General features: G+C 72.3%; 12 protein-coding genes. 3 read left to right on the top strand and 9 right to left on the bottom strand.

Annotated elements, in window-relative coordinates:
• Positions 1-189: 189 nt before the first annotated feature.
• Positions 190-1,593, bottom strand: coding sequence for an acyltransferase family protein (locus BS83_RS11220; RefSeq protein ID WP_084713359.1), 1,404 nt, complete (start codon positions 1,591-1,593; stop codon positions 190-192).
• Between the two features lie 126 nt (positions 1,594-1,719).
• Here BS83_RS11220 and BS83_RS11215 point away from each other — a divergent pair, with 126 nt between their 5' ends.
• Positions 1,720-3,285: a hypothetical protein gene (locus BS83_RS11215; protein ID WP_037603624.1), complete on the top strand. Its 1,566-nt coding sequence runs from the start codon at positions 1,720-1,722 to the stop codon at positions 3,283-3,285.
• Between the two features lie 283 nt (positions 3,286-3,568).
• Here the strand turns inward: BS83_RS11215 and BS83_RS11210 are convergent, their stop codons facing one another.
• On the bottom strand, positions 3,569-4,387 hold the full coding sequence (locus BS83_RS11210; RefSeq protein ID WP_037608674.1) for a Rossmann-fold NAD(P)-binding domain-containing protein: 819 nt from the start codon (positions 4,385-4,387) through the stop codon (positions 3,569-3,571).
• An 83-nt stretch (positions 4,388-4,470) separates the two neighbouring features.
• Here BS83_RS11210 and BS83_RS11205 point away from each other — a divergent pair, with 83 nt between their 5' ends.
• Positions 4,471-4,893: a winged helix-turn-helix transcriptional regulator gene (locus BS83_RS11205; protein WP_037603623.1), complete on the top strand. Its 423-nt coding sequence runs from the start codon at positions 4,471-4,473 to the stop codon at positions 4,891-4,893.
• Between the two features lie 442 nt (positions 4,894-5,335).
• Here the strand turns inward: BS83_RS11205 and BS83_RS11200 are convergent, their stop codons facing one another.
• From BS83_RS11200 to BS83_RS11170, 7 genes are all read right to left on the bottom strand, one after another.
• The gene (locus BS83_RS11200) at positions 5,336-6,307 is read right to left on the bottom strand and encodes a hypothetical protein (protein WP_051942936.1); all 972 of its coding nucleotides are present in this window, start codon (positions 6,305-6,307) and stop codon (positions 5,336-5,338) included.
• Entirely contained in the window at positions 6,307-7,011 is a 705-nt protein-coding gene (locus BS83_RS11195; RefSeq protein WP_051942935.1) for a cytochrome b N-terminal domain-containing protein, read from the bottom strand. The genes BS83_RS11200 and BS83_RS11195 overlap by 1 nt, the downstream gene beginning before the upstream one ends.
• Entirely contained in the window at positions 7,008-7,196 is a 189-nt protein-coding gene (locus tag BS83_RS11190; RefSeq protein ID WP_037603622.1) for a hypothetical protein, read from the bottom strand. The genes BS83_RS11195 and BS83_RS11190 overlap by 4 nt, the downstream gene beginning before the upstream one ends.
• 33 nt (positions 7,197-7,229) lie before the next feature.
• Positions 7,230-8,084, bottom strand: a complete 855-nt coding sequence (locus BS83_RS11185; protein WP_037603621.1) for a universal stress protein — start codon at positions 8,082-8,084, stop codon at positions 7,230-7,232.
• A 52-nt stretch (positions 8,085-8,136) separates the two neighbouring features.
• Positions 8,137-10,887: a bifunctional acetate--CoA ligase family protein/GNAT family N-acetyltransferase gene (locus tag BS83_RS11180; protein WP_037603620.1), complete on the bottom strand. Its 2,751-nt coding sequence runs from the start codon at positions 10,885-10,887 to the stop codon at positions 8,137-8,139.
• Positions 10,888-11,029: 142 nt separating this feature from the next.
• A complete protein-coding gene (locus BS83_RS11175) occupies positions 11,030-12,016 on the bottom strand; it encodes an Acg family FMN-binding oxidoreductase (RefSeq protein WP_037603619.1) in 987 nt (328 codons plus the stop codon).
• Between the two features lie 129 nt (positions 12,017-12,145).
• A complete protein-coding gene (locus tag BS83_RS11170; protein WP_037603618.1) occupies positions 12,146-14,509 on the bottom strand; it encodes a phosphoketolase family protein in 2,364 nt (787 codons plus the stop codon).
• A gap of 210 nt (positions 14,510-14,719) precedes the next feature.
• Between BS83_RS11170 and BS83_RS11165 the strand changes: the two genes are divergently transcribed.
• Positions 14,720-15,325 (top strand): Rv1733c family protein, encoded by a 606-nt coding sequence (locus BS83_RS11165; protein ID WP_456300475.1) that lies wholly within the window; start codon positions 14,720-14,722, stop codon positions 15,323-15,325.
• Positions 15,326-15,380: the final 55 nt, after the last annotated feature.

Below are 15,380 nucleotides of genomic sequence, written 5' to 3'. Positions count from 1 at the left end.
GTGGCACCCTGGTCCTGGTCGCCCTGCCCGCCCAGGGCAGGCTCGAACTCCCGGTTTCGGCACCGTCCTGAACGGCACCAGCGTCATCGGCTCGATCGTGGGAACCCGCCAGGACCTGGCCGAGGGATCTTGGCTCACAGCGCTGAGCAGCCCAGCGCCTCGCCGGCTAACCGGGCGGGGTGAAGGGTCTCACTCGCTGTTCGGCCTGGCCGGCGACTGGCTTGGAGGCGGCCCGTGGACTTCACGATCATCAATGGTGAGGTGCACGACCGCCTCGGCTCTCGCCACGCCTGCCGGGCCGGGCCAGAGGGTGAGCAGCAGGCCGACGGCAAGGAGTGCGGCCGTCGGCGACGGGAAGCGGCCGTCGAGGGCGAACCCGTGGCTCGCGAGAAGGCAGAGGGAGTAGACGACGGCGGCGAATCCCAGGGCGAACAGCGCCGGGAGCCGCACCTCCGCCTCCGGCCGCAGCCGGTCCGCCAGCGCCCGGAGGGCCCGATCGAGCGGGGCCAACGCCGCGAGCAGGGCGAGCAGGAGCGCGGTAAGGATCGCCAGCCAGGGCAGGCGCAGCGCCCACCAAAGGGCCGAGCCGAGGTCGGGTTCCGGCGCCAGGTGGGTGAGGTAGAGCAGCCCGGCCGCCAGGACCGGCACCATGTGCCACAGGTAGGCGGGCATCGACGCGCGGCCCACCGGTCGCACCACGCGCCACAGCCCCTCGCTGCGCAGCAGGCGCCGCGCCGCGGGCGCGAGGGCGACGCAGAGGCCGCACTGGCCGATGACCCAGGCCAGCATCGCCACCGAGGGCGGATTGGTGTTGGACACCGTCTCCGTCGAGACGAGGATCAGGCTGACCGGGAACGGGCCGAAGGCCGTGAGCAGGGCGAAACCAAGACCGCCGACGGCTGCCAACACCCAGGGCAGCAGCGGACGTCGGGTCAGCAGACCGTCCGCCCAACAGAAGCCCAACTGATAGGCGACAGCCCAGACGAGCACGTAGTTGAGGGACCCCAGGAAGCGCGGGTGCGCCCCCAGCACCACGCCATCGATCGCCACCGCTGCCAGTGCGAGCCCGGCCGGAACGGCGAGGCCAAAGCGGCGGTGCGCCGCGTACAGGAGCGGGGTGAGCGCGGTGACCAGCAGGTACACCGGCAGGAACCAGAACTGCATGGCCAGCGCCCACCCGACCATCGCCAGCAAACCCGGATCCACACCGACCGCCGCAGACACGGCGACGGCGATGAGCGCCAGGGCGGCGTAGACGCCCGTGGGCAGCAGCAGCCGGACCGCCCGCTGCCGGATCCACGGTAGCGCTCGCCCGTGCGCCCTCCTCCAGGACCCCGCCGCAGCGCAGCCACCCGCGAGGAAGAACAGCGGCATGATCTGAAAGAACAGCGTGAGCCACTGCGTCCACGGGCGGGCGGCCAGCAATTCGGGCGCAGCCAAAGTACCGTTACGGTGCGTCAGGGCAGTGATGAGCCAATGGCCCACAACCACACAGCAGATGGCCAGAGCACGCAGGAAGTCCAGGTAACGGTCGCGGTTCACACGGCCTGATTGTCCGAGCCGGGCGCGACCCGGACCAGCACGGCTCGGCATCGATGCAGACGCGGCTTCGTTGCCATGAGGAGCGGCCCTTTCGCACGCGGAGCATCAATGCAACGATCACCGGCGGAACACGGGCCGAACCGGCCCGTGCCGTCATCCGACAGAACCAGGGAAAACGTGTTCAATCGACTGACCCGCAACCTCCTCGTGGGTGCGAGTGCGTGGGTGCTCTTCACCGGACTGACGACAGGCAACGTGTCCGCGACGACGGGGTACGCAACGAACGTCATCGAGGTCGACCTCGGCAAGAGCCAGGGGACCTTCCCCTACGCCCTGGGACACGACCTCAGCAGCAGACCGTTCCTCGGGGACCAGCGCGACACCACTGTCATCACCGGCACCTCGACCCCCGACGACCAGATGTCGGACGCCACGGTGAGCAGGGTCGCCCAGCTGAAGCTGCAGCACACGCGGCTGTGGCTGACTCTCGCCGACCTGTGCAACGCCACGACACACGTCTGCGACGACGCCGCGAAGGACCCGTACCTCGCGAGCTACGACGGCCTGACCCAGAGCATCTTCCTCAACTGGGGTTCGGACTACGACGAGTGGGTCAAGGCGCCGAAGGCGGGGGTCTCCTGGACCGCCGCGCAGCTGCAGGACGCCACCGACCAGGCGCTGACGCACCTGAAGACGGCGTTCCCGAAACTCGAGTACATCGAGGTCGAGAACGAGAGCATCAGCCCCACCGCCCCCGACATCGCTGACTACATGACCAAGTACCTGATGATGAGCCGCCTCGTGAAAGCGGTCAACGGACTGGGACTGCCGGGCCCCAAGCTGAAGGTCGGCGGACCGACGACGGACATCTTCAGCACCTGGCGGATCGGCATGTTCCTGGCGGCCTATCAGGCGTCGACCGACCCCGACAAGGAACTGGACTTCATCTCCTACCACCAGTACATCACCAACTCGGGCGGCCCCTACGCCGCCGCGGACGGCGCGGATCCCGCGGTGGCGGCCACCGAGCGGTCGACCCTCGACGGTCTGCTCACCAAGTACGGGCAGCCGGCCGGCCTGCCGGTCTTCGTCTCGGAGACCGGAGTCTTCCCGGGCACCTGCGACACCCAGTCCTGCCCGACCACGGCGACCACCCCGAACGCCCTGGACTTCCACATCCAGGCCGCGGCGCTGGCCTCGCTGGACTACTACTACGCAAACCAGCACGGCATCACGCCGATGCACTGGACCATCGCCCACGGCGGAAACGCACGCAAGAGCCTGTTCGACGACTACACCTCGGCCACCCCGCAGGCCAGGCCCTACTACGACATGATCCAGATGCAGACCATGCTGCCGGCCACCCGCTACCAGTCGGTCAACCGGGACACCACCCAGCTGAGCGCACCCGGTATCGGCGTCTACTCCCTGGCCGCCGCAGACGCCACCACCGTCGCGGTGATGAGCTGGAACTACCAGTGGGCCGCCACCCAACCCCAGGGCTACGACTCGGAGATCCACTTCGCGAACCTCCCGCCGGCGTTCCAGACATCCAACGTCCTGGTCACCCGGTACTACCTGCCCGCGTCGACACTCTCGGGCGACCTCAAGCCGGTGGAGAGCTTCGTGGTCGGTCCGCGCACCGCGGGCACCTACTACGGCGAGAACCTTCCGCTCGGCGCAAACGAGATCCGGTTGACCGTCCTCACCCTGACCAACGCCCCCGTGGGCACCCGCTACTGAGCCAGAACGCACGTTCGTCGAAGTGGCCGACCAGCCACTCCACGGAGCGCCGGCCGTGACCCCCACTCACGTCGCTCCCGGGTGCGCCGGTCGGCCTCAAGCGAGCGCGGCGCAGGTGTGGCACCAGGTCTCGCTGACGGGGTGAGTCGGCCGCGCATGCCGTCGTCGCCAGGGCATTCGCGGTGGAGGCCCTGGGTCGGCGGGACGCATCGGTCGGGCTCGAAGACCATGAAGGCCCCGATCAGCGCGAGTGCCACGACACCCCGACGATGTTCGCCGGCCATTACCCGACCGCAGGCGGTGCCGTGGCGGATGCGGTGGCGACCGCCACGGCCAGGGGATCGCGGACGGGGTGGCCCAGGATGTCGGCGAGGTCGGGACCGGTGCTGTCCAGGAAGCCGTGCCGGATGCCGGTCGCGATCGAGGCGAGCATGGGCGGTTGGAAAGGCAGCAGTCCTGGTGTCTCGTGGAGCCTGCGCCGGTACTCGCCCAGGTTGATGGTCCGGTGCGTTACCGCGAGCCGGTCGGCGACGTTCACCGCCGTGATCGGCGTGCCGACCAGTTCGTAGGTGCGACCGCCGTGCCGGGCGGGATCCGCCGCGATGACGGCCGCGGCCTCGGCGAGATCCGCGCGGGCGACGGCGGCCACAGCACCTTCGCCGAAGGCGGACTCCAGGCCATCGGCTGTCCACATCAGCAGGTCCCCGAAGAGTTCGGCGTAGAGACCGTTGCGCAGGATCGTCCACGGTACGCCGCCAGTTCGCACAAGACGTTCGGTCGCACGGTGGGCCAGCGCAAACCCGAGATGGTCGCCGGCTCCCGTCAGGCTCGTGTAGACGACGTGCCCCACCTCGTAGCGGGCAGCGGCTTCCAGGACGGCTGCGTGACGACCGATGACCTTGTCGTCCTCGGCGTAGCCGGCAGAGATCAGCACCAGGGTCGACACACCGGTGAGGTCGAAGGCGGACGGCTCGTCGAAGTCCAGACGCCGCATCCCGGCGCCCGGGTTGCGACTTGCGCCTGTCGCGGTCGCACCCCGAGCTCGCAGCGCCGCCAGCGTCGCCGAGCCGAGGTTCCCGTTCGCTCCGGTCACCAAGATCATGTCGGTCACGTCCCCTGTGGTTCTCTTCAGTAACTACGCTTGATCCTCATCCGCCCACCAAGCGGCCACAAGGAGGCAGTTCGATGTCACCCACGCACACGCCGGTAACCACCCCGCCCGCCGACCTCGACCCCTGCGGGCGCGAAGACCACCCGGACTGCGGGATCCGCGACGTACTGGACCGCATCGGAGACAAATGGTCGGTCCTCGTGATCGTCGAACTGGCGAACCGCCCGCGCCGCTTCCGGGAACTGCAACGCGCGATCGACGGCATCTCCCAACGTATGCTCACCCTCACCGTGCGCAGGCTGGAACGCGACGGGCTCATCCTCCGCACCGTGTACCCGACGGTCCCGGCGCGGGTCGACTACCGCCTCACCGACACCGGGGCCGGCCTGACTCACCTGGTCAAGGCGCTCGCCGACTGGTCCCTTGCCCACCGCGGCGTTATCGCCGAGGCCCGTCACGAATACGACCGGACCCACCCCGACCACGACATCCGGTGACCCACACCGCCCTGCCGCGGCGCCGACGGCTCGTCGCGCTCATCGCCCCCTACTCCTGTCCACGGAGCTCGTATCCCGATCTTGTGGCCTGGCGTCCACCGAGTGCGGGGACAGCGACATCAATCAGCACTCGCAGGCCTCTTTGGCGGAGCAGCGAGCTGCCTCGGGTTGCAATGACTACTGCCGCGCACGCCGTGGGCACGCGTCGCCGGATGATGGCTAGGTCGGGTGTGGGCCGCTCTGTGACGGTGCGGAGGGAATCGGCGTTTGTGGCCGACGGAGACGGGCACGAACACCCGCCCACATTCTCCCGGCCGCACCGGCGGTCTCCGACTCCCCGGGCGACGCCAGGAGAGACCCCGTGGCCACGGTGCGGACCGCACGGGTTGCCCGGTGAGGCGGCCGCCGGACCGGGCGCCCGGGGAGGCGGGGTGGCGGGGCGTCAGGTGCTCGTGCGAGCGGCGCCCGCGCCGGGGTTCGGGTGGTCGCGGTACCAGTCGCGCCAGATCAGGCGGTACACCCGCGTCAGTCGCGGGATGTCGCGCAGGCCGGGGATGAAGGGGACCAGCAGGAGCAGCGCGCTCAGCAGCGCCATGGTGCCCCAGACCAGGGCGTCGGCGTTCCCCGAGCTCTTGTACGGGTCGATCTGGTACCAGAAGGTGTAGAGCCAGAGCCAGGCCTGCCCGGGGTAGTTGCCGGTCTCGTTCATCATGCCCCACTGGTCCCCGCCCAGGTGCTGGGCGCGGGCCTGGTCCTCCAGGTAGGAGCCGTCGGCCAGGAAGAGCAGGGCGCGGGTGTAGTCGGTCTGGAAGTAGTGCCCCTCGGCCAGAAGTTGGGCGTCCAGTGTGCCGGACCGGCCGAGCTCCAGCAGCCGCGCGGTGAGCACCGGAACGGGACCGTAGTCGCCGGGGGCGACCTTGGCGGGGTCGCCGTTCGGGGCCTTGCCGAGCGCGTCCGCGTAGGCGGCGGTCCATTTCGCCTGCTGGTCGGCCGACGCCGCGTCCCACCGGGCGAGGGCGGCGGTGACGACGGCCGGCTCCGGGGTCTGCTGCAGCGGCTGGACGACGAAGTCGTGCGCGGTGTCGATCGGATGCCGCACGCCGGCCCACTTCTGCAGGTACAGCGGGCCCAGCTTCTGGCCGTCGGCGGCGGTGTTGTACGGCGGACCGTACTGCGCGGTGGAGCTCGTGCCGCCCAGCTCGCCGACGGCGGTCGCGGTGAAGTCGGCGGGGTCGGCCTTGGACCAGGTGGCGATCGTGACCGGTTTCTCGTTGGGGGAGGAGAAGAGCGTGGCCAGCCCGAAGGTGAGCAGGGTGACCGCGATCAGGGCGATCACGGCCTCCTTGACCAGGTCGTAGGGCCTGGTCGGAAAGGCGTGGCTGTCCGGGGTCTCGACCCGGGGGCGCTTGCGCATCACGGCTGCTCCTCCTCCTGCTCCTGGTCGGGCGTGGGGTCGACGACGGCTTCGGCGTCGTCGCCGGGGACGACGGCGCCGATCGGCGGGACGATGCCGCGCCGGCGGACCAGCACGAGGTGCCAGACCGTCAGCAGGCCGATCACGGCGGGCAGCAGCACGATGTGCCACATGAGCATCTGACCGAAGTCCATGACGTTGAAGAACGCGCCGATGCCGACGGAGTTGAGACCGTCCTTGGCCTGGGTGGAGATCCACTGCGAGTCGAGGTTCTGCTGGGCGAGGTAGCCGGTGAAGGCGGTGCCGATCGAGGCGAGGAAGGCGACGACGCCGGTCATCCAGGTCATCGCCCGCCTGCCGCGCCAGGCGGCCATGAAGAACTTGCCCCACAGGTGGATCACCATGAAGGCGAGGAACAGCTCGACGCTCCACAGGTGCATGCTGTTGACGTAGTGCCCGACGGAGGACAGGTGCCACCAGGTAGGGCCCTTGAGGGCGAGCACGCAGCCGGTGCCGATCACGACGGCGAGGGCGGCGACGGTGAGCACGCCGAAGAGGTAGATCCAGGACGCCATGTAGGCGGGCTGGCTGTCGGGCAGCAGCCGGTCCGGCGGCAGTTCGCGCAGAAGTCTGCGACGCAGGGCGCCGGTCCAGTTCCGGGGTTCGTCCGGGACGTCGGTGGGGGCGCGGTCGGCGGTGCTCATCTGCGGCCCCGCTTCCGGGGGAAGGGCAGAAGGATCGCCGCGACGAACAGCAGCACCATGATGCCGATGACGACGAGGTTGGCCACCGAAATCTGGATGACTCCCCAGTTCAGGTAGTGACCGGGCCCGTTCAGATCGATGGGCGCGGCGAGCACGTGCGCGGGGAGGGACGGAGTCGCTGGCATGAGGTCACCTCTTCGGGATCGGGACGAGGGCGGTCAGGCGTGCGGAACGACGGCGACGGCGCTGTGGCCGTAGTGGACGGCGGCGTGGACGGCGGGGCCGAGCGCCGAGACGGCGCGGTGGCTGCGGCGTCCGAGAACCAACAGGCCCGCCTGGTCGGCCTCGTCGACCAGGATGTGCGTGGCGCTGCCGGTGCGGACCTCGTAGTGGACCGTCACGCCCGGGTGCTTCTCGGCCCGCGGGCCCACGAGCTCCCGCAGCCGTTCGGTGACGTGCTCCTGGACCGCGGTGCGCTCGGCCTCGCCCGGCGGTATCGGGCCCGCGAGCCACCAGGAGGACGGCATCCAGGCGTGCACCACCCGCAGGGCGGTGCGCCGGCGTTCGGCCTCGGCGAGGGCGAAGTCGATGAGCGGCGCGCGGTCGGGTCCGGGTTCCAGGCCCAGCACGACCTCGTGGCGCGGCAGCCGCGGATCGGTGTGGTCGCGGACCAGCACGACCGGGTGATCGGCCCGGGCGGCGACCGAGAGCGCGGTCGAGCCGAGCAGCAGACCGGTGAAGCCGCCGATGCCGCGCGAGCCGAGGACCAGGGTGCTGCCGGATTCGGCCGCGTGCAGCAGTTGCACGGGCGCCTCGCCGGTGAGGAGTTCGAAGTCGACGTCCAGGCCCAGGTGCCGTGCGCGCAGGTCCTCCGCGGTGCGGGTCAGCAGGTCGACGGCCTCGTCCTGCAGCCGGAGGTAGGCCTCGGGGACCGGGACGCCCTCGCGGTGCGGCCAGTGGGCGAGCACGAGCCGTACCGGCGCACCGGTGAGCATCGCCTCGGTGGCCGCCCACTCGGCTGCGGCGAGACTGGGCTTGGAGCCGTCGAAACCGACGATCAGCGGGAGTGCCATGGTCGTGAGTTCCTTTCGGGGGAGGGGACGGTGACGGGGTCGTGCGCGGGCATCAGGCCGGCTCGCCGGGGGTGTCGGGGAGACGGCGCAGGCGGCGGAGGTAGGGGTCGGGGGTGCGGCGCGGTTCGAGACGGACGCGGGCGTCGACGCAGACGACCCCGTGCGGGCCGCAGATCAGCGGGTTGAGGTCGGCCTCGGCCAACTGCGGGAGGTCGGCCGCCATCCGGCCGAGCCGGGCCAGCAGGTCCTCGACGCGGGCCAGGTCCACCGGCGGGCTGCCGCGGTAGCCGAACAGCAGCGGCGTGGTGCGCAGCGAGGTGACCATCGCGCCGATGTCGGCGTCGGTCAGCGGCGCCAGGCGTGCGGTGCGGTCGTCGAGCAGGTCGGCGGTCGTGCCGCCGGCGCCGAACACCACCAGCGGACCGAACACCGGGTCCTGGACGACGCCCGCCAGCAGCTCGACGCCGGCCGGCTGGCGCGGCTGGACCAGCACGCCGTCCAGCTTCTCGCCGAAGCGCGCGACGAAGTCGCGGTGCACGGCGCGCACCTGTTCCCCGACGGCCGAGGTGATCCGGACCGCACCGAGGTCGCTCTTGTGGATCTGACCGGGCCAGTGGGCCTTGAGGACCACCTCGCCGCCCTCGCCGGTCCTGGCCAGCACCGAGGCCGCCTGGACCACCGACTCCTCGTCGTCGCACCAGATCGCGTCCGCGAGCGGCAGGCCGTAGCAGGCCAGCAGCCGGGCCACCAGGGGCGGCGCGGGCCAGCCTCCGTCGGGGTGCTGGGCGAGGTACTGCTCGACGAGTGCCGCGGCCTCGGTCGGACGGCAGTCCGGCGTCTCCCGCTCCGCCGAGAGCGGCTGGGCCAGCCAGCGGGAGCGGCGCACCGCCTGGGTCAGTGCCCGGGCCGCGGACTGGGCCTCGGCGAAGGCCGGGATGCGGGCGCCGTCGGCGCAGTCGAGGAAGCGGACCGGCTCGCGCTGGTCCAGCAGGACGGCCGCGACCGGGCGGGTGCGTCGCCCGGGGCCCGCCAGCAGCGGCGCCAGCGCTTCCAGCGTGGTCTGCGCCGTGCCCAGGGCGGTCGGCGCCAGGCAGAGCAGCACCGCCTCGACCGCGCCGGACTCGGCGAGCAGGTCGACGGCTGCCACGAGGGTCTCCGCGGGCGCGGCGGCGGTGGAGTCGACGGGGTTGGCGGTCGCGGCCCCCTCCGGCAGCAGGTCCGCCAGACGCAGCGCCAGCGGTGCGGGCAGCTCGGGCACGGTCAGGCCGTGGTCGACACAGGCGTCGGCCGCCAGCACGCCGATGCCGCCCGCGTTGGAGACGACGGCCACCGTGCCGGTGATGCCCGGCAGCGGCTGGGAGTCGAGCAGCGCGGCGGTCTCCACGAGTTCGGCGATCGAGTGGGTCGCGGTGATGCCGGCCTGGGTGAACAGCGCCTGCCGGGTCACCGTCGGGGTGGCGGCCGCGGCGGTGTGCGAGGCGGCGCCACGTCGGCCTGCGACGGAGCGGCCGGCGTCCACCGTGAGGATGGGCATGAGCCGGGCCACCCGGCGCGCGGTGCGGGAGAAGGCCCGCGGGCTGCCGAACGACTCCAGGTGCAGCAGGGCCAGTCGGGTGCGGCCGTCCTGCTCCCACCACTGGAGCAGGTCGTTGCCGCTCACGTCGTACTTGTCGCCGAGCGAGACGAAGTCGGAGATCCCGATGCCGAGCGTGTCGAGCTGCTCCATGAGGGCGATGCCGACCCCGCCGGACTGCACCGCGACCCCCGCGCCTCCGGCTTTCGGCGTGGCGCGGCCGAACTCGGCGTCGAGGCTGACGGCGGGATCGGTGACGGCCAGGCCCAGGCAGTTGGGGCCGACCAGGCGCATGCTGTGCCGGCGGCAGGCGCGCACCAGCCGGGTGGACTGGATGCGGGACAGGCCGGAGGTCAGCACCACGAGCGCGCGGACGCCACGTCGGCCGCACTCCTCGGCGGTGACGGCGACCCCGTTGGCGGGGACGGCGAGAACCGCGAGGTCCGGGACGCCCGGCAGGGCGTCGAGGTCGGGGAAGCACAGCAGTCCCTCGATCTGGCCCGCATGCGGGTTGACCGGCCAGAGCGAGCCGGTGAATCCTCCGTTGCGGATCTTCAGCAGCAGACTGTGCCCGACCGTTCCGGTGCGGCGGGAGACGCCGATGAGGGCGACGGAGCGGGGCCGCAGCAGCGGACGCAGGCTGGCGATGTCGGCGCGGCTGCCGCGCGCCTCGACCGCGTCCAGATAGGGCGTCGCGGTCTCGTCGAGCACGGCCTCGATCCGGACCTGGGCGTCCGCCCAGTGCCGCTGGGTGGCGAGCCCCAGATCGGTGAAGACCCTGTGCATGGCCCGGTTGTCGGCCAGCGCGTCGGCCACCAGGACGCGGATGTCCTGGGCCCGGGCCGCGTGCACCAGGTGCTCGATGAGGAGGGTCGCCACGCCGCGGTGATGCCAGTCGTCGGCGACGGCCACGGCCAGCTCGGCCCGGCCGGGGTTCTCGGGTTCGGCCTCGCACTCGACGACGCCGATCAGCTGCCCGGCCGCCGGCTCGAACGCGCCCAGGGCGACGAAGCCGGGGCGGGGCGGGGCGCAGAGGCGGTCGGCGGTGAGCTCCGGAGCGCGTCGGCTGATGCCGAAGAAGCGCAGCCGCTGGTTGTCCGGCGACATACGGCGGGCGTGCAGGTCGGCGATGGCGTCGTGGTCGCCCCGCACCAGCGGGCGGATCGTGACGACCGTGCCGTCGGCGAGCAGCGCCTCGGCGCTGCGCGGGAGTTCGGGTGAGGTGACCATCGTGCGCCGCCTTCCGGGAGGGCCCCTGCGGTGAGGGCAGTGCGGGGGGGTCCGGGCCGGTGCCCGGGGACGACAGCACTCTGCTCCTGGCCGGGTGCCGTCCTGGAGGGCCGTTCGGCCCCGGGGAGGGGGCCGATGAGGCTCAGTCGAGGGCGTCGGCGGCGTTCGCCCGCGGGCTGGCCGCGCCTTCGGGTCCGTAGCCCAGCCGGATCAGCATCTGGACGTGCTCGGGTCCGTTGCCGGGGTCGCGCAGCATCCAGCGCAGGTCGGGCCATTCGATGGCCTGGTGCAGCAGCGAGCTGCGCACCTTCGCGCGGGTGGCGAGCAGGAGAACGTGCTGCAGGGCGAGCCCCGCGCGCAGCCAGTCGGCGCGCCGGTCGTGCGCGGTGGCCAGGACGGCCAGCTGGGGGTGCGGCTCGAACGGCTGGGAGGGCAGCAGCGTGGGAGGCCGCAGACCGGAGAAGTCCCGCATCGGCAGGTGCCCGGCCGCGTCGTGCGGTCCCAGCGCCTCGGGCGGGATGCCGAAGTCGGTTTCGGCGCGCGCCCGGATCCAGCGGCGGCTCTCGTCGCGTCGGGCCTGGTCGGTCAGCGTGCGGACCTCCGCCTCGCGGGTGAGCGCCATCAGGCGGCGGGACTCGTCGACGCCCGGCAGGTGGAGCAGGGCGCCCTCGGCGTGGGCGGCCTCGCAGAGCTCCGACCGCAGCGCTCCAGGGACCGGTCTGCCCGAGAAGGGCTGGCGGCTGGAGTGACGCCGCCAGATCTGCTCGTACAGATCGGGTGCCACGGTGTCCGGCGCGCTCGGCACGCGGCCCGCGAGCCGGACGGAGGCGAGCAGCTGCGGTTCGTGCGGGTCGGGCAGCAACCGCACGACGGGTTCCCAGCCCCGGTGCGCCACCGCCAGCCGCAGGTTGAACGCGGCCGCGCCGACGGAGACGTGCAGCCCGCGCCCTTCCGGGTCCTCGGCCGGCAGCTCACGGTCCAGCGCGGCACGGATCTCGATGGTGTGCGTGCGCGGCTGCAGGCGGAAGCGCCACGGCTGGGTGTTGTGCATGGACGGCGCGGCGACGGCGGCGGAGACCAGCTCCTCCAGGACTGCGGCGTCGAGCGTGGGGGTCGTCGTGGTGGTCATGGCGCGCTCCTGCGGATGCGGCGGACGGCGGCGCTGCCGCCTGTTCCGAGCCTGCGCCCGGTGCGGAGACGCGCGCAGGGCCGCTCGGGGGCGCGCGGCCCGCCGAACGGCCCTATCAGGCCGGGCGCCTCATCCGGTCCAGGTCCAGTCGGCCACCTCGGGCAGGTCGGTGCCGTGGACGCGGATCCACGCGTCGTGGCGGGCGCGGGCGTCCGCCATCCGCTGGCGGACGGCGGCGGCGCGGGCCGACAGGCCGGGCACCCGGTCGACGACGTCCATGACCAGGCGGAAGCGGTCCAGGTCGTTGCGGACCACCATGTCGAACGGGGTCGTGGTGGTCCCGGACTCCTTGTAGCCACGCACGTGCAACTGCGGATGCACGGCCCGACGGTAGGCGAGGCGGTGGATCAGCCAGGGGTAGCCGTGGTACCCGAAGATCACCGGCTTGTCCCGGGTGAACACGGCATCGAACTCCGCGTCCGTCAGCCCGTGCGGGTGCTCCCCGGCCGGCATCAGCCGCGCCAGGTCGACCACGTTCACCACGCGGACCGCCAGGTCCGGCAGCTCTCCACGAAGCAACTGCGCCGCGGCCAGCACCTCCTGCGTCGGGACGTCGCCCGCGCAGGCCAGCACCACGTCCGGCTCACGGTCACCGCGCTCGGTTCCCGCCCACTCCCAGATGCCCAGCCCCCTCGCGCAGTGGGTGCGGGCCTCCTCCAGCCCCAGCCAGTCGAAGCACGGCTGCTTCCCCGCGACCACGACGTTGACGTAGTCGCGGCTGCGCAGCACGTGCTCGGCCACGCAGAGCAGGGTGTTGGCGTCCGGGGGGAAGTACACCCGGACCGCCTCGGGGCTCTTGTTCATCACGTGGTCGACGAAGCCGGGGTCCTGGTGCGAGAAGCCGTTGTGGTCCTGGCGCCACACGTGCGAGGTGAGCAGGTAGTTCAGCGAGGCGATCGGCGCCCGCCAGGGGATGGTCCGGGTGGTGCGGAGCCACTTGATGTGCTGGTTCACCATCGAGTCGACGATGTGCACGAAGGCCTCGTAGCAGGAGAACAGACCGTGCCGGCCGGTCAGCAGGTAGCCCTCCAGCCAGCCCTGGCACAGGTGCTCGGAGAGGACCTCCATGACCCGGCCGTCACGGGCGAGGTGTTCGTCCACCGGGAGGACCTCCGCCTGCCAGGCCTTTCCCGTGGCCCGGTAGACGGCCTGGAGCCGGTTGGAGGCGGTCTCGTCCGGTCCCACCAGGCGGAAGTCGCGGCGCTGCGCGGTGTCGGCCATGATCTGCGCGACGAACTCGCCCAGCACGCGCGTGGGTTCGTGCAGGGTCGCGCCGGGCTTGTCGACCGGGACGGCGAAGCGCTCCAGGTCGCGCAGCGGCAGGTCACGGCGGAGCAGACCGCCGTTGGCGTGCGGGTTCGCACCGAGGCGCCGGGCGCCGACGGGGATCTGGGCGAGCACGGGCGAGGTGGGGCGGCCCTCGGGGTCGAACAGCTCCTCGGGGCGGTAGGAGCGCAGCCAGGCCTCCAACTGCCGGAGGTGCTCCGGGTTCTCGCGGACCTGGTCGAGCGGGACCTGGTGGGCGCGCCAGGTGCCCTCCACCGGCACGCCGTCCACCTCGGCGGGGCCGGTCCAGCCCTTGGGCGTCCGCAGCACGATCATCGGCCAGCGAGGACGCTCCGTCGCGCCGTCGACGCGGGCGGAGTGCTGCGCCGCGGCGATCGCGTCCAACGCGGTGTCGAGTGCCGCGGCGAGGGCGCGGTGGACGGCGGCAGGATCGTGGCCGCTGACGTGGATCGGCGAGTGGCCGTACCCACGCAGCAGCGCGTCCAGTTCCGGCTCGGGAAGGCGGGACAGGACGGTCGGGTTGGCGATCTTGTAGCCGTTCAGGTGCAGGATCGGCAGCACCGCGCCGTCGTGGACCGGGTCGAGGAACTTGTCGCTGTGCCAGGACGCGGCCAGCGGCCCGGTCTCGGCCTCGCCGTCGCCGACGACACAAGCGACGACCAGGTCCGGGTTGTCGAACGCGGCGCCGTAGGCATGGGCGAGCGCGTACCCGAGCTCGCCGCCCTCGTGGATCGAACCGGGCGTCTCCGGCGCGACGTGCGAGGGCACCCCGCCGGGGAAGGAGAACTGGCGGAACAGCCGCGCCATCCCGTCCGCGTCGCGGGTGACGCCCGGATAGTGCTCGGTGTAGCTGCCGTCCAGCCAGGAGCAGGCCAGCACGGCCGGTCCGCCGTGGCCGGGGCCCCACACGCACAGCGCGTCCAGGTCACGGGCGCGGATCGCCCGGTTCAGGTGCGTGTGCACCAGGTTGAGGCCGGGGGAGGTGCCCCAGTGGCCCAGTAGGCGCGGCTTGACGTGCTCGGGGCGGAGCGGTTCACGCAGGAGTGGGTTGTCCATCAGGTAGATCTGCCCGACGGCCAGGTAGTTCGCGGCACGCCAGTGCGCGTCGAGCTCGGCGAGTTCGGCGTCGGTCAGCGGTGCGCTCATGATCGGCTCCCCCTCCGGGAGTGCGGGGCGACGGCGTCTTCCCTCTCGTACCACCGTGGCGGGCCACGGCGCCGCTCGGACAGGGCCGATCGGCCCACAGCCCACGCCGGGCAGGGCCGTTCGGCCGCCCGGTGGGGCCCGCCCGGTCCTCCCGGCCCGCAGGCCCTGGACCGGAGTGTGGGAGACACGGCCCACGAGGAGGCGAGACCCATGCCAGCGCCCGCAGCAGCACCCCGTCCTTCCGCCCCGTCCCCCCGACGATCCCGCTTCGCCCTGGCGCGCGCCCGGCACCGCAGCGCTCTTCGACGCCCGACCGACCGATGGCGGTCCGCCGTGGTGGAACTGCAGGTACTGGCCGTGGTCGCCGCGGCGGTGCTGTGCGCACTGCTAGGGATGTCCGCCTACCAGCAGGGCCGCGCGCACGCCCTGGAGCAGGCGCAGCACCTGCGGCCGGTCCAGGCCAGGATCGTGGGGCAGCCGTACGCGGTCGGCGTCGGCGGCGAGATGGCCAAGGTCAGCTGGAGCGCCGCCGACGGCCGCACGGTCCAGGGCAGTGCGACGGTGCCCTCCTCGGGCCAGGTCGGTGACCAGGCCAGGATCTGGCTCGACGCGGGCGGCAACCCCACGACGGGGCCGGCGACGACGGAGAACACGGTCAGCACCGCCATCCTGACCGGCACACTGGCGCTGATCGGCGCCGGTGTCGTGATCGCTTCGGCCGGCGCCTTCGTGCGGCTGCGTCTGAACCACATGGACGAGACGGCGTGGACCCGGGAGTGGCAGGTCTACGAGCCGCTCTGGAGCCGCCGTCGCTGAGGGCGTCAGGGGCCGTTCGGCCCCGTCCGAGGGGCGCCCCGGCCCAGGCCGGGGC

Origin of the sequence: Streptacidiphilus rugosus AM-16 (assembly GCF_000744655.1) — a bacterium.
GTDB lineage: Bacteria > Actinomycetota > Actinomycetes > Streptomycetales > Streptomycetaceae > Streptacidiphilus > Streptacidiphilus rugosus.
This window is presented reverse-complemented; position numbering and strand designations above follow the sequence as displayed.